The following is a 13,679-nucleotide window of genomic DNA, read 5'->3' on the forward strand; positions in this document are numbered from 1 at the left end:
ATTTGATAGACCGGGAAAGGGTTTCATCTAAGTAGCTGACACCCTGACAACCGTCATCCCGCTGCTTGTTAGCGGGATCTAGAGATACCGTGACGGTATGACGTAGGACTGCTGTCATTCCCATACGCGTCAAGTTAAGAGATTGTGAGCAAATTTAGAGAGGTTAAAGTGGATACTCTAGCCCTTCTACGTTTGTCTTTTAATGAAAATCGCGACCAAGTTATAGTGAGTTTTTTAAGAAATGCTTTTAAACTATTAATTTTGGTTAATACTAAAAATAACTCTCTAACCCGCCTTTTTAGCTCAATAAATGCCTTTGTTAAGCTAAGTTCTGTATTCTTTTTCACTTCTGTGCAACCAACTATGCCGTGAAATATAAGAATTGCGCACAATTTAGCATATAGTTCACATAATACTCTGCATGGCTTTCCTTTTAGCTTATCAAGCCTGATATGGCTTTTATACAATTTAAATAATAACTCAATTTGCCACCTTACTCTGTAAATCGTTAATACTTGCTCAGCACTAATTTTATTTTCTGGAACATTAGTTATAAATATTGACCAGTTCAACAATTTTTGATTTCTTTTAGAGGATCTGCGATCTTGCTAATCTATTAGCTTTCCTTCTTCTGCCCATAGACTGTTCTTCAGTTAGTTTCTGACATATAATTCTTACTCTAATTTTTGCTTCTTTTCCTAACAATACCTCGTTTTCTAAAAATAACTTATCCTCTCAACATTCTAATAACTCCATTTTTTGATTTGTTTCTACATCATATATGTTGGTATCGACGACTTATGAAATAAGCTCCTATTTCATTGATTTGTTTAAAAGAACTTGGCACAAAATAACCGAGATCAGATATTAGCAAATCATTGCTTAATATATTACTTAAATGTTTCCTATATCCCTGGTCTGATCTTACCCCCTCCGTTAAATTAAGTTGGTCTATTATCTGATTCATGTAGTCGAAAACTAATTGTAACTTTATTCCAGACTTAGTATTGCTTTCATAGCCACTGTAGCTAGTACCATAACCTTTATACATCTCTTCCATACTGTTAGGTAGAGTAATATAGCTACTGTCCAATAATTTAACACTATTAAATTGCTGTAAGATTTTGCAATCAACTTGCAAGATATTTTTAAAGAGAATCACAGATTCATTATACATCCTTTTCATAAATTCCACTGCTTCTTCAGTAAATCTAAAATCCAAACCTTGTTTTGTTATATCTATCGAGTCCTCGTTTAGTAATTGACACATTGTTTCTACGCTACAATTATCAACTCCTATATTACCCAAGACCATGGCTTTTACGAATGATGAACCTTTTAGCTTTCTCTTTCTTTTTATAAACCTTGTTGTAATTGAGATTTTCTCTGCTTTTTCATTAAAAAATTCTTTGAGCTTTTTTGATAAGCAAGTTATTTTATTCATTGGTTCTCTCACTAAAAGTATATCTGGGAGAACTTATACCTTATTATTCTATCTCTTTCATACCTTTATTTCCTTAACTTGACGCGTATGGCTGTCATTCCAGTCTGGAATCCAGAGAAAAGGATGATGTCATCCCAGTGTCACTGTAATGTCATTCCAGTGCTTGACACTGGAATCCAGCCTTTATTATGCAGCCACTTGGTTAAAATTAAGTCTTCTGGATCCAAGTAGTCAGGGCACTGGGATGACAAAGGAGGGCAGTGTCAGCTACTCGGATGACACCCTGCTGGTGGACAATGTTTGTATAGTTGTGCGTCACGCGCTGGAATGACGAATTACTTAACCGCCATACCGTCACGGTATCTCCTAGCATAGATCCCGCTAACAAGTAGCGGGATGACGATTTTGTATCGGAAAACAAGTAGCATGACGATTTATCAAATGTTCCTTAGTTTCTCAAAAAAATCCTTTAACAAAAAAGAGCATTCTGTTTCTAATATCCCACCATAAACTTCAGGTATATGGCTGCAAAATTGAAATATCTTAGCACCATTTTCAATTCCTCCACCTTTTGGATTATAAGCTCCAAAGTACAATCGTTTAATTCTGGCAAAGGAAATAGCTTGAGCACACATCGGACATGGTTCTAATGTTACGTACATATCAGCATCACAAAGCGTGGGAGTTGAAAATGCTTGTCTGATCGCTAACATCTCTGCATGTGCAGTTGGATCGCTGGATATATTGTGTGCAGAAGAAATGATATTGTCTCCACTCACTATTACAGCACCTATGGGCACCTCATCATTTTTTTGAGCGAGTTTGGCTTGCTCTATGGCAAGCTCCATATATTGATACTTAAACACTAGGCACTTATTTCTTATCAATTGCTGCTTTAACGAACGACACGAAAAGAGGATGAGGAGAAAACGGCTTTGATTGAAATTCTGGATGAAACTGCACACCAATAAACCACGGATGACTCTCTAACTCCACTGCCTCTATGCACGTTCCATCTTCTGATATGCCACTGCATAACAGCCCATTTTTTTCTAAGTCATCTTTATAATCTGAATTGATTATGTACCTATGCCTGTGTCTTTCTGAAATAGTAGTGTTACTATATGCATCCATCATTTTAGAGTTTGCATTTATATTACATTTGTATGCCCCAAGTCTCATGGTTCCACCAAGATCGTCATCTTGATCGCCAGCTAACTTAACGATTGGATGTTTACAGTTACGAAATTCTTCAGAGTGTGCATCTTCAAGCTTAACAACATTACGAGCAAACTCAATAATTGCAAGCTGCATACCAAGGCAAATTCCGAAAAATGGGATATTATTTGTACGGGCATAATTTATTGCTAATATTTTACCCTCTACTCCGTCATCACCAAACCCCCCTGGAACAAGGATTGCATGAGAATTCTGTAATTTCTCTCCTATAAGTTTTTCATTTATAGGTTTTTCTTCCTTCTCTCTTGAGTTAACCCAATTTATCCTTACTTTGACTTTATTACTAATCGCACCATGATTTAATGCTTCAACTAGTGATTTATACGCATCAGGGAATTCGGTGTATTTTCCCACTATAGACACAGTAACTTCCTGTGTTGGGTGCCTTATGGAATGCACTATTTGATCCCATTCAGTCAAGCTTGGTCTTGGCTTACTTAAATGAAAGTGCTCCAAAATTTGCGTATCAAGCCCACATTGGCTATACAACACCGGTAACTCATATATATGACTCACATCAGGAGCAGGTATCACATTGGATAAAGAAACATTGCAAAGCTTAGCTATTTTCTCTCTTTGATTATCGAAAATTTCTTTCTCACTGCGGCATAATATAATATCTGGTTGTAACCCCGCGGAATTTAACTCTCGAACTGAATGCTGCGTTGGCTTTGTCTTTAATTCTTGCGCTGCGGTAAGATATGGTATTAAAGTTAAGTGAATAAGGATAACTCTTTGTTTTCCTAATGTGTAGTTAACTTGGCGTATAGCCTCCAAAAATGGTTGGCTTTCAATGTCACCTACAGTTCCACCTATTTCACATATTACAAAATCTAAACCTTCCGTACCATTAAAAATGAACGATTTGATCAAATCTGTTACATGAGGAATGACTTGCACAGTTTTGCCCAGATAATCACCACGCCTCTCTTTCTTCAATAACTCATGATATATCTTACCAGTTGTTATATTGTCATCTTTTGTTGCTTTAATTCCAGTAAAACGCTCATAATGCCCAAGATCCAAATCAGTTTCAGCACCATCTTCGGTAACAAATACCTCTCCGTGCTGAGTTGGGTTCATTGTCCCAGGATCAATGTTGAGATACGGGTCAAGTTTTCTGATACGGATCTTAAAACCGTGAGCTTGAAGAAGCGCACCAACACTCGAAGCAACTAAGCCTTTACCAAGCGATGACACAACTCCACCTGTGACAAAGATAAATTTAGCTTCCTTCATTAATTTTCAAATGGAACAGAAGTAGATTCACTTTCTTGCTTTTTTTCTAATATAATTTTTTCTGCGATCGATTTTTTATGTACGTCTTTTGAACATAATCCTGACAATAGCAATGTGTTTATAATAAACAATCCAGCAACAATAGCCGTTATTCTGCTGAGCGGGTTTTCAGAAGATTTCACCGGAATCATCGAATTGACCCCCTGTTGTGTATTACTAAAACCACTTAACGAACTACTTCCAGGCGGCTGCAAGAGCACTAAAATTACTAACACAACAACCAATATTATTTGAAATATACTTAATACCGCTACTGACATTATAGATAGGGCTGAAAATAAAAATCTTAGCAGTACAAAGCACGTAAGTCAAGAACATCTGTCACCCAAGTAGTTTGAAATCTAAGTATGTATTTACTGCTTACCTTATTTTGATTAACATATGCATAAGACTTTGGGCTTAATATGTATCACATTTTAAAATATAAAGATTATGAACCAAAAATAGACGAAAGTGCTTTCATCGCAGGTGGTTCGCATATCATAGGCAAGGTTGAAATAGGAAGAGATGCAAGCATCTGGTTTAATTGTGTAATCAGAGGGGACGTTGGATCAATAAAAATAGGTAATGGAACAAATATTCAAGATGGAACGGTAATTCATGTGGATAGAAACCCAGGTGGTGACACAATTATTGGCAGCATGGTAACAGTGGGACATTTTTGTGTGTTGCACGCATGCACGGTGCATGATAAGGCGTTTATTAGTATGGGCTCTACCGTGATGGACCATGCAGTTGTGGAGCCTGAAGCTATGGTAGCTGCTGGCTCACTGGTAACACACGGAAAAGTGATAAAAAGTGGGGAAATATGGGCTGGCAGGCCAGCAAAATTCTTCAAAAAAATGTCGAATGAAGAAATTAAACATATTACACAATCAGCACAAAATTATATTATGCTAATGAAGGAATATAAAAACTGAAGTTCGCGTCAAGTGTTTTACTTGACACGTACATTTCGGCTTAACCCTTGTTACTTCTTTTTCCCATTCTCATTTACTTCTTGTGCTTTTGCCCCATCTACTTGAGTACTAGGTAATACTGCATATGTAATACCACCGGCTACGAGTGCAGATGCTACTGCTATACCAATCATTACTAACATCTCTAACTTAACTGTACGTTCGTGCAGTAAATGCTATCAGTCCAGCAGCAAGACCCATACCAACAGTAGCAGTGTACCGTGCTCCATTGCCTTGTTTTGGTTGCTCAGTTGTTTTGCTTTTATCTTCTAGTTTTCTATTTTTCTCCTCAGCTTCAGTCAATCGATTTTGTAAGTCTTTTGTTTCATCCTTTTTGGCTTTTAACTGAGCAGCAGTATCATTTGGTGCTGCTTGCAACTGCTGAACTTGATCTTTTAATGCTATTATTTCATTCTCTTTGGCTTTTAACTGAGCAGCAGTATCATTTGGTGCTGCCTTTAACTGCGCAACTTCATCATTTAGTTTATTTATTTCATCCTCTTTGGCTTTTAACTGAGCAGCATTTGGTTGGTTGTTTAACTGTGCTTCTAAATCTTTTATTTTATTTGTTAGTGTTGTTTTTTCACCCTCTAACTTCGTAACAGCAGCATCTGGTTGAGCTTTTAATGCTGTCATTTCATTCTCTTTCTCTGTTAACTTTTGCTGTAACGCCACAGCATCTAATGCTTCCAATTCTGTTATTTTAGCATTTTTCTCTTCTAACTGCTGCTGCAACGCTGTAGAATCTATTGCCTTTAGTTTTTCCACTTCAGCTTCTAAGTCTTGTTTTTCCTGCTGAGCTGTGTCCAATTGATCTTGTAATTCTTGTGTTTTAATTCTCAATTCCTCCTCAGCTTTCTTCTTTGCAGCTTCTAATTCTTCATTTTTCCCCTTTAACTGCTCTTCTGCAGCTTCCAATTCTGTTGTTTTAACATTTTTCTCTTCTAACAATTGTACTGTGGGATGGCAAGATAGGGCTTTTACCATAATCTCCTCTTTCCCATCGTTAAAGCCTAACAGATTTTTCATTTCTTCTAGGCGACTAAAATATTTGCCACCCTTTTTCCCAACGGATTTTACATTCATGATTGTATTATCTCCTAGTTCTTCTTGAGGATAAGAACCAGTAATATATAGTTGTTGATCATTTAGCGTACAGCCCACATAAAACTTGTCATCAATTATAGCACCACTCTTATCTACGTTTTTATACTTTTTAAATTCTTCATAATCATCTTTTTTTATAACAAGCACTATTTTATCATCGGCAACCTGTATTGTACCATTCTTTAAGCTTAGCATAACGAACCTCAATTATAATTTAACATTACATAATACCCTTAGAACCTAAGGTCAAGTAATATTTTTATCATAGCATAGAAAATTTATGTTCGTAAACAAAAAATTTTGGCGTAAAATTGCCGTAATTGTGCTATAGCTAAAGTAATTTAGGTTTACCGACCATCGTCATTCCGCTGCTTGTTAGCGGGATCTAGAGATACCGCGGCGGTATGACGTTGCTAGCTTAAAGTTTAAAATTGAGAAATATTTATGTTAAAAGAAAAATACGGCTTTAAAGAAGTTGAAGACAAATGCAACATATTATGGGAAGGTAGTAAAGTTTATAAATGGAATGGTGAAAAGGATAACACTTTCACTATAGACACGCCTCCACCGACAATATCAGGAAAACTCCATATCGGCCATATATTTAGCTATTGCCACACGGACTTTATTGCAAGGTTTCAGCGCATGCTGGGAAAAGATGTGTTTTACCCAATTGGGTTTGATGATAATGGGCTTCCCACTGAAAGATTGGTTGAGCAAACCTATAAAACCCGCGCAAAAGAAGTTGGCAGGGAAAAATTTATAGAGATGTGCCATGAGGTTATTGAAAAATCAAAGCAAGAATTCAAGGAACTATTTAAATCGGTCGGCATTAGTTATGACTGGGATTTGGAATATCACACGATCAGCAAGGAAACTGTGACGCTTTCACAGATGTCGTTTATTGATCTATATAATAAGGGATATGCATATAGAAAAATGCAGCCCATCCTTTGGGACCCGGTTGATAAAACCGCAATTGCGCAAGCAGAAATAGAAGATAAAGTTTTTGAGTCATCCTTAAACACGATAGTTTTCTCTACTCAAGAAAATGAGCAGATCAACATTGCAACTACGCGGCCTGAGTTACTTCCTGCATGTGTTGCAGTTTTTTGTCATCCAGAGGATACGCGCTACACTCATCTGATCGGAAAAACAGCGGTAGTGCCAATAACAGAGGAGAAAGTTCCAATAATAGCAGATGATAAGGTTAAAATAGATAAAGGCACCGGGCTTGTTATGTGTTGTACATTCGGTGATGAACTCGACATATATTGGCAGCAAAAGCATAATCTACCGATGAAAATTATCATCGATCAGGATGGAAGGATGGACCTAGATGATGTCATTCCAGTGCTTGACACTGGAATCCAGGAAAAAGAGCCAATGCCAGCGATGACAGAGGAAGATATCATGTCAGCGTATGGTCAGAAAAAAGAAGAATGGATCCCAGTGTCTGGGCACTGGGATGACACCATAGGGGCTACTGGGATGACAGACGATATACTAAATGAAATAAATGGATTGAAAGTTACAGCAGCAAGAAAGCGGATAATCGAAATCCTAACTGAAAAAGGACTTTTGGTAGAAAGCACTAACATTTCTCATTCTGTTAAGTGTGCAGAAAGATCTGGTGCACCACTTGAGATATTGCCTACTTATCAATGGTTTATCAAGACCTTAGAGCAAAAAGCTCAAGTATTAGATAAAGTAAAAGAATGCAATTGGCATCCAGCTACTATGCGTAAAAGTATGGAAGTGTGGATAGAAGGGCTAAATTGGGACTGGTGCATCTCAAGGCAACGTTATTTTGGTGTGCCATTTCCAGCGTGGTATTCCAACCGTAAGGGAGAAGAAGGTAAAATTATTCTAGCTGAGATAAAGGACCTGCCTATAGATCCATTGAAAGATTTGCCAAAAGGGTATAGCAAAGAAGAGGTTATCCCAGATCAAGATGTAATGGATACCTGGGCCACAAGTTCAATTACTCCTCAACTAAGTGCACTAGCAGTAAACAGTGAGTTTAGCTTACCAAATCATCGCTATGATACGATATTTCCTGCAGATCTGCGCAGCCAGAGCCATGAGATAATAAGAACTTGGGCTTTTTATACTATTTTAAAGGCACATTATCATGCAAATTCTTTACCTTGGAAAAACATTATGATCAGCGGTTGGTGTTTAGCAGATGATAAGAAAAAGATGAGTAAATCAAAGGGTAACATCATTACTCCTCATGTAATACTTGAAACTTATGGAGCTGATGTAGTGCGCTATTGGGCAGCGAACTCAAGGCTTGGAGTTGATACAGTCTACTCTGAAAATACATTCAAAATTGGCAAGCGCCTCGTTACAAAACTTTGGAACGCTAGCAAGTTCGTTTCCATGTTCATGGAAAAGCATCAAGTGATGAGCATAAATTCTGCTCACGAGACAATGGATAAGTGGATATTGTCTAAGTTATACAAAGTTATAGAAAGAGCAACGAACAACCTATTAAAATTTGAATACTGCGAAGCTTTGGGCGTAATAGAGGAATTTTTTTGGAAGGATTTTTGTGATAGTTACTTGGAGTTAGTAAAAAAACGTGCGTACGGAAGCAGTTTAAGTGCAAAACAAAGCTTGGCGTATGTACTGAATATTATTTTGCGGTTATTTGCACCTTTCTTGCCTTACATTACAGAAGAGATATACCACCAATTGTATAGTTATAATTCTGTACACAATCAAAGTAATTGGCCGAGCAAAGAAGAACTTATCTACGATAAATATTCAGAGGAAATGGGAGATAATGTTATTCAGATATTAAACATTATCAGAAAGATAAAGGCAGATAATAATGTATCAGTTAAGCATCTGATAAAAAAGTTGATGATAAAAGCAGATCTACGAGAGGATAAATTGAATCAATCTGCACAGGATGATTTGCAGGCAGTTTGCAATGCGGAAACGATAGAGTGGATGCAGTCTGAGCTTGAAACTGAAGACGGAAAATACATAGTGAATATAGACTTATACTGATTTTTATAGCTTTACTTCCTTTAATATCCATGCTATTGTAATCATTATTAGTATGAGGGAATAATGAGGGATTTGTATAGTAAAACCAATGCACCATATCTTATAGCTGGTGCTCTTGCTACTTTGGTATTGCTTGCGTCTGGGACACTTGCTGTTGCCCCTTATGTTAAGTTCTTGTCTTCAGTTGCAGCCTTTAATGTAGCTCTTCCTGTTGCTTTGAGCATACGCGTCAAGTTAAGAGATTGTGAGCAAATTTAGAGAGGTTAAAGTGGATACTCTAGCCCTTCTACGTTTGTCTTTTAATGAAAATCGCGACCAAGTTATAGTGAGTTTTTTAAGAAATGCTTTTAAACTATTAATTTTGGTTAATACTAAAAATAACTCTCTAACCCGCCTTTTTAGCTCAATAAATGCCTTTGTTAAGCTAAGTTCTGTATTCTTTTTCACTTCTGTGCAACCAACTATGCCGTGAAATATAAGAATTGCGCACAATTTAGCATATAGTTCACATAATACTCTGCATGGCTTTCCTTTTAGCTTATCAAGCCTGATATGGCTTTTATACAATTTAAATAATAACTCAATTTGCCACCTTACTCTGTAAATCGTTAATACTTGCTCAGCACTAATTTTATTTTCTGGAACATTAGTTATAAATATTGACCAGTTCAACAATTTTTGATTTCTTTTAGAGGATCTGCGATCTTGCTAATCTATTAGCTTTCCTTCTTCTGCCCATAGACTGTTCTTCAGTTAGTTTCTGACATATATAGCCTTTCTTATAATAGTCCGAATGCGATAAGATATGTGTTTATGGCTATAGCAGGCCAGTAGCATATTACGGTCTGTTCGGATTATTGTAAAAAGAGCTATAATTCTTACTCTAATTTTTGCTTCTTTTCCTAACAATACCTCGTTTTCTAAAAATAACTTATCCTCTCAACATTCTAATAACTCCATTTTTTGATTTGTTTCTACATCATATATGTTGGTATCGACGACTTATGAAATAAGCTCCTATTTCATTGATTTGTTTAAAAGAACTTGGCACAAAATAACCGAGATCAGATATTAGCAAATCATTGCTTAATATATTACTTAAATGTTTCCTATATCCCTGGTCTGATCTTACCCCCTCCGTTAAATTAAGTTGGTCTATTATCTGATTCATGTAGTCGAAAACTAATTGTAACTTTATTCCAGACTTAGTATTGCTTTCATAGCCACTGTAGCTAGTACCATAACCTTTATACATCTCTTCCATACTGTTAGGTAGAGTAATATAGCTACTGTCCAATAATTTAACACTATTAAATTGCTGTAAGATTTTGCAATCAACTTGCAAGATATTTTTAAAGAGAATCACAGATTCATTATACATCCTTTTCATAAATTCCACTGCTTCTTCAGTAAATCTAAAATCCAAACCTTGTTTTGTTATATCTATCGAGTCCTCGTTTAGTAATTGACACATTGTTTCTACGCTACAATTATCAACTCCTATATTACCCAAGACCATGGCTTTTACGAATGATGAACCTTTTAGCTTTCTCTTTCTTTTTATAAACCTTGTTGTAATTGAGATTTTCTCTGCTTTTTCATTAAAAAATTCTTTGAGCTTTTTTGATAAGCAAGTTATTTTATTCATTGGTTCTCTCACTAAAAGTATATCTGGGAGAACTTATACCTTATTATTCTATCTCTTTCATACCTTTATTTCCTTAACTTGACGCGTATGGTTGCTTTGAGTTTGTCTATACTTTCTGTTCTGGTGCTTGTACTTTCATGTAAAATGATCAGCCAGAATAAAAAGCTTGATGCACAAAAAGCAGAACCTAATGAAAAAAATGGATTAGCTAAAGAGCAAGAAAATATAATACAAAGCTTAGAGCTTAGAGCTTCAAATCAAAGAGCTAAATAAGAGGCTTAGTAGTCAATACAATGAAATTGTAAAGCTAATGGGTAGTGCTGCAAAAAAAGATGAAGTGGAAGAGCTAATTAGTAGTTTCACGGCAAAATTAGATGAAATTTCAAAGCAAGCTAATAATGCTACAACAAAAGGTGAAATGGAAGAGCTAAGTAAGAAGCTTAGCGATGAAATGGAAAAGCTAATTGGTAGTCTCATAACAAAAGAGGAATTAGAAGAAAGGCTTGGTAGTCTCATAAAGAAAGTTGAAGTAAAAGAAGAGCTGCGGATGAAGTTTTATGGAAAAGATGAAGAAAGAGGAAAGATAACATTTGATGATGTTATACTTCAAAACGATATAAAACAAAAGTTGATAAGGATTTGTGAACCAAATGCTCTAGAAAAAGGAGAAGGATACATTTTGTATGGTCCACCAGGAACTGGTAAGACTATGACTGCTAAGGCGATTGCAAGTGAAACTAGATTCAAATCTGCATTTATAAGTGTTTCTGGATCTGATTTGCTTAATGTGTCAAATATAAATAAGGTTTTTGAGAAAGCAAAAAAAAACACTCCTTGTATAATTTTTATAGATGAAATTGATAGCATTGGCAAAATGCGCAGTGATAATAATGTAGAATCTTTAAATAATTTATTAGCTGAATTGGATGGATTTGAATTTAGAAAAGGTGTGACGGTGATTGCTGCAACTAATCGTATAAATGTTTTAGATGATGCACTTATTAGGGGTGGTCGTTTGTCTACACACATTAAGATTCCTACATTAGACACAGACACACGTAAAAAAATAATAAATGAGTATTTTCAGAAGAAAGAATTGCAAAATATATTTATTGACACAATTTTACGCAATACTAATGAGAATTTTTCACCAGCAAATCTGATTAGTTTATTAAAGGAAATAGAAGATTGTGGAAGTAAAGTACTTGACAATACTAGGATTGGGGTTATTTGTCGAAATTTTAAGAAGACTCATAATGTTACAAAGGTGTCGAATAAGCAGACTAACGGGAAAATTGAAAATTCTATAGGAGAATCACAGCAATACACATCCAGACCATCACGTAAGCTGAATGACGCTTCATGTGATTCTGGATATACCAGTATATGTTCTACCCCAACCAATAGCTACCACACATTTTGAGTACAGTTGTACACTGGATACATAAAACCTTAGCCATTTTTAGCTAGCAGACTGAAGATGGGAAGTTTGTTGTAGGTGCAGGATAAAAATAAATACTCCCCTCCACAGATAAGAGAATTTTAATAAATATATACAAGACTGCTGAACGTGGGGGGGAGGGGAGTAATGAGCAATTTGCTTAGTGAGGCTAATGCATTTTATTTTGTAGCTAGTTCCTTAGCTACTCTTACGTTACTTACATCTTTAGCGCTTATTGTAACTTCTAATGTGCCTCTTCCTCTAATTCTTGCTTTAGCTACATTATCTGTTTTGGTGCTTGCACTTTTATATAAAATAATTCGTAATAATAAGAAAATAGAGATTGAGAGAAATAAATTCGCTCAAAAAGAGCAAGAGTTGGAAAATAAAATAACTCTAGGAAAGGAAGCTGAAGAAGCTGTAAACAAAGAAGTGAAGAATCAATTACATGAATTAACTCGAGAAAAGCAAAATTTAGACAAGAGAGCAAAAAAATTGAATCAGAAAGTAAATGAGTCAGAAGTTGAGAGAGAATCTCTTCTTGAAGAAAAAAAATCTTTAGAGAAAAAATTAGAAACAGCAAAGAATCGTACGTTTGAAATAGACAATGAATTGGACAAAACAAAAGAGGAAATAGATAAGCTTGTTGCACGAGAAGAAGAATTACATCTTAAAATCTCGTGTTTACGTGAACAGTTACAAGAAAAAGAAGAACGTATAACAGAATTGAAAGGGAAAATAGACAATAATCAATGCAAAGAATTAGAAAATAAAAAATTGAATGAGGAAGTAGAAAAATTACGTAAAGAAATAAGGGAGTTATACGAGAAAGAAGACAAATTTTATAAAGAAAGAGATATATTACGTAAGAAAGAAGACACACTTTATAAAGAAAGAGATATATTATATGAGGAAGAAAAAAAGTTGCATACAAAATTAGATGACCTAAAATGTGAAATCAGAAAAATCAATAAAGAAAAGGAAAATTTATCTAAAAAATTGGAAAAGAAATTTGACGAGTTAGATGAAGCAAATGGTTTAATTGAAAATCAGTCTTTTGAGTTAGACGGAATAAGAAAAGATTGTAACAATGAGGTAAAAGGTTTAAAAAATTTACTTTTAGAGCGAGACAGTCAAATAGAACAACTTGAAGAAGATTTGTTGAGAAATGCAGAAGAGAAAAAGGGTTATTTACCGGAAATGTTAGAATCTGTGGTAGACAAGGTAGAAAAATTGGTAAACAATAATGAAGCGATCGGAGATCGTAGTAGAAAAATAATATTACAGGAGACTCAAAAAATAAAGTTTATATTGAAGGAAATTATGCAATTCACGCTAGGTGAAGATTCTAGATGTGAATCACCATCAGAGGAAACGTTTGATTGTTTACTGGAGGATCTTGGATATGCAAGTCGCTCATCCACTCCGATCAAATTGCCAAATTCACTATTGACAGAATCTTATGAACGTAATCAGAGTGAAAGTATTTGCAAAACACAACAATGAGTCTTATTATAAGAT

At 35.4% G+C, this 13,679-nt stretch carries 12 protein-coding genes and 3 pseudogenes; 7 read left to right on the forward strand and 8 right to left on the reverse strand.

Features of this window, described 5'->3' with window-relative positions; all coding sequences use genetic code 11:
* Positions 1–134 precede the first annotated feature (134 nt).
* Positions 135–1,444: pseudogene (locus AAGD87_RS03940) on the reverse strand (IS4 family transposase).
* An 87-nt stretch (positions 1,445–1,531) separates the two neighbouring features.
* Between AAGD87_RS03940 and AAGD87_RS07795 the strand changes: the two are divergent.
* Positions 1,532–1,675: a hypothetical protein gene (locus AAGD87_RS07795; protein ID WP_410541881.1), complete on the forward strand. Its 144-nt coding sequence runs from the start codon at positions 1,532–1,534 to the stop codon at positions 1,673–1,675.
* A gap of 206 nt (positions 1,676–1,881) precedes the next feature.
* On the opposite strand, the gene AAGD87_RS03950 is transcribed toward AAGD87_RS07795, so the two are convergent.
* The 3 genes from AAGD87_RS03950 to secG are packed head-to-tail and all read right to left on the reverse strand — an operon-like array spanning position 1,882 to position 4,242.
* Complete coding sequence (locus AAGD87_RS03950) at positions 1,882–2,292, reverse strand: nucleoside deaminase (RefSeq protein WP_015588966.1); 411 nt, start codon at positions 2,290–2,292, stop codon at positions 1,882–1,884.
* Between the two features lie 25 nt (positions 2,293–2,317).
* Positions 2,318–3,922, reverse strand: coding sequence for a CTP synthase (locus tag AAGD87_RS03955; protein ID WP_264706087.1), 1,605 nt, complete (start codon positions 3,920–3,922; stop codon positions 2,318–2,320).
* Positions 3,922–4,242: a preprotein translocase subunit SecG gene (secG, locus tag AAGD87_RS03960; protein ID WP_007548880.1), complete on the reverse strand. Its 321-nt coding sequence runs from the start codon at positions 4,240–4,242 to the stop codon at positions 3,922–3,924. The genes AAGD87_RS03955 and secG overlap by 1 nt, the downstream gene beginning before the upstream one ends.
* Before the next feature lie 144 nt (positions 4,243–4,386).
* On the opposite strand from secG, the gene AAGD87_RS03965 reads away from it, so the two are divergent.
* Positions 4,387–4,902, forward strand: coding sequence for a gamma carbonic anhydrase family protein (locus AAGD87_RS03965; RefSeq protein WP_341817394.1), 516 nt, complete (start codon positions 4,387–4,389; stop codon positions 4,900–4,902).
* Positions 4,903–4,952: 50 nt separating this feature from the next.
* Here the strand turns inward: AAGD87_RS03965 and AAGD87_RS03970 are convergent, their stop codons facing one another.
* Entirely contained in the window at positions 4,953–5,075 is a 123-nt protein-coding gene (locus AAGD87_RS03970) for a hypothetical protein (protein ID WP_341817395.1), read from the reverse strand.
* Positions 5,076–5,091: 16 nt separating this feature from the next.
* A complete protein-coding gene (locus tag AAGD87_RS03975) occupies positions 5,092–6,243 on the reverse strand; it encodes a hypothetical protein (RefSeq protein WP_341817396.1) in 1,152 nt (383 codons plus the stop codon).
* A gap of 249 nt (positions 6,244–6,492) precedes the next feature.
* Here AAGD87_RS03975 and AAGD87_RS03980 point away from each other — a divergent pair, with 249 nt between their 5' ends.
* Both AAGD87_RS03980 and AAGD87_RS03985 read left to right on the forward strand, forming a co-directional pair.
* Positions 6,493–9,069 carry a valine--tRNA ligase gene (locus AAGD87_RS03980; protein WP_341817397.1) on the forward strand — a complete coding sequence of 859 codons (2,577 nt, stop codon included), beginning with the start codon at positions 6,493–6,495 and terminating at the stop codon, positions 9,067–9,069.
* Between the two features lie 63 nt (positions 9,070–9,132).
* Positions 9,133–9,327: a hypothetical protein gene (locus AAGD87_RS03985; RefSeq protein ID WP_341817398.1), complete on the forward strand. Its 195-nt coding sequence runs from the start codon at positions 9,133–9,135 to the stop codon at positions 9,325–9,327.
* Here the strand turns inward: AAGD87_RS03985 and AAGD87_RS07800 are convergent.
* Both AAGD87_RS07800 and AAGD87_RS07805 read right to left on the reverse strand, forming a co-directional pair.
* Positions 9,304–9,838: pseudogene (locus AAGD87_RS07800) on the reverse strand (transposase); the annotation flags it as partial. The gene AAGD87_RS03985 and the pseudogene AAGD87_RS07800 overlap by 24 nt on opposite strands.
* Before the next feature lie 104 nt (positions 9,839–9,942).
* A pseudogene (locus AAGD87_RS07805) lies at positions 9,943–10,717 on the reverse strand (IS4 family transposase); the annotation flags it as partial.
* An 87-nt stretch (positions 10,718–10,804) separates the two neighbouring features.
* On the opposite strand from AAGD87_RS07805, the gene AAGD87_RS03995 reads away from it, so the two are divergent.
* The 3 genes from AAGD87_RS03995 to AAGD87_RS04005 all read left to right on the forward strand — a co-directional run bounded on the left by AAGD87_RS03995 (position 10,805) and on the right by AAGD87_RS04005 (position 13,664).
* A complete protein-coding gene (locus AAGD87_RS03995; protein ID WP_341817399.1) occupies positions 10,805–10,990 on the forward strand; it encodes a hypothetical protein in 186 nt (61 codons plus the stop codon).
* Positions 10,991–11,027: 37 nt separating this feature from the next.
* On the forward strand, positions 11,028–12,140 hold the full coding sequence (locus tag AAGD87_RS04000; protein WP_341817400.1) for an AAA family ATPase: 1,113 nt from the start codon (positions 11,028–11,030) through the stop codon (positions 12,138–12,140).
* A 165-nt stretch (positions 12,141–12,305) separates the two neighbouring features.
* Positions 12,306–13,664 (forward strand): hypothetical protein, encoded by a 1,359-nt coding sequence (locus AAGD87_RS04005; RefSeq protein ID WP_341817401.1) that lies wholly within the window; start codon positions 12,306–12,308, stop codon positions 13,662–13,664.
* Positions 13,665–13,679 lie beyond the last annotated feature (15 nt).

This window comes from Wolbachia endosymbiont (group A) of Pherbina coryleti, from assembly GCF_964026875.1.
Classification (GTDB): Bacteria; Pseudomonadota; Alphaproteobacteria; order Rickettsiales; family Anaplasmataceae; genus Wolbachia; species Wolbachia pipientis.

Excerpts from the sequence above, each read along its gene's own strand:
- AAGD87_RS07795 (WP_410541881.1), top strand. The coding sequence starts at position 1,532 with ATGGCTGTCATTCCAGTCTGGAATCCAGAGAAAAGGATGATGTCATCC.
- AAGD87_RS03950 (WP_015588966.1), bottom strand. The coding sequence starts at position 2,292 with ATGGAGCTTGCCATAGAGCAAGCCAAACTCGCTCAAAAAAATGATGAG.
- AAGD87_RS03955 (WP_264706087.1), bottom strand. The coding sequence starts at position 3,922 with ATGAAGGAAGCTAAATTTATCTTTGTCACAGGTGGAGTTGTGTCATCG.
- secG (WP_007548880.1), bottom strand. The coding sequence starts at position 4,242 with ATGTCAGTAGCGGTATTAAGTATATTTCAAATAATATTGGTTGTTGTG.
- AAGD87_RS03965 (WP_341817394.1), top strand. The coding sequence starts at position 4,387 with ATGTATCACATTTTAAAATATAAAGATTATGAACCAAAAATAGACGAA.
- AAGD87_RS03970 (WP_341817395.1), bottom strand. The coding sequence starts at position 5,075 with ATGATTGGTATAGCAGTAGCATCTGCACTCGTAGCCGGTGGTATTACA.
- AAGD87_RS03975 (WP_341817396.1), bottom strand. The coding sequence starts at position 6,243 with ATGCTAAGCTTAAAGAATGGTACAATACAGGTTGCCGATGATAAAATA.
- AAGD87_RS03980 (WP_341817397.1), top strand. The coding sequence starts at position 6,493 with ATGTTAAAAGAAAAATACGGCTTTAAAGAAGTTGAAGACAAATGCAAC.
- AAGD87_RS03985 (WP_341817398.1), top strand. The coding sequence starts at position 9,133 with ATGAGGGATTTGTATAGTAAAACCAATGCACCATATCTTATAGCTGGT.
- AAGD87_RS03995 (WP_341817399.1), top strand. The coding sequence starts at position 10,805 with ATGGTTGCTTTGAGTTTGTCTATACTTTCTGTTCTGGTGCTTGTACTT.
- AAGD87_RS04000 (WP_341817400.1), top strand. The coding sequence starts at position 11,028 with ATGGGTAGTGCTGCAAAAAAAGATGAAGTGGAAGAGCTAATTAGTAGT.
- AAGD87_RS04005 (WP_341817401.1), top strand. The coding sequence starts at position 12,306 with ATGAGCAATTTGCTTAGTGAGGCTAATGCATTTTATTTTGTAGCTAGT.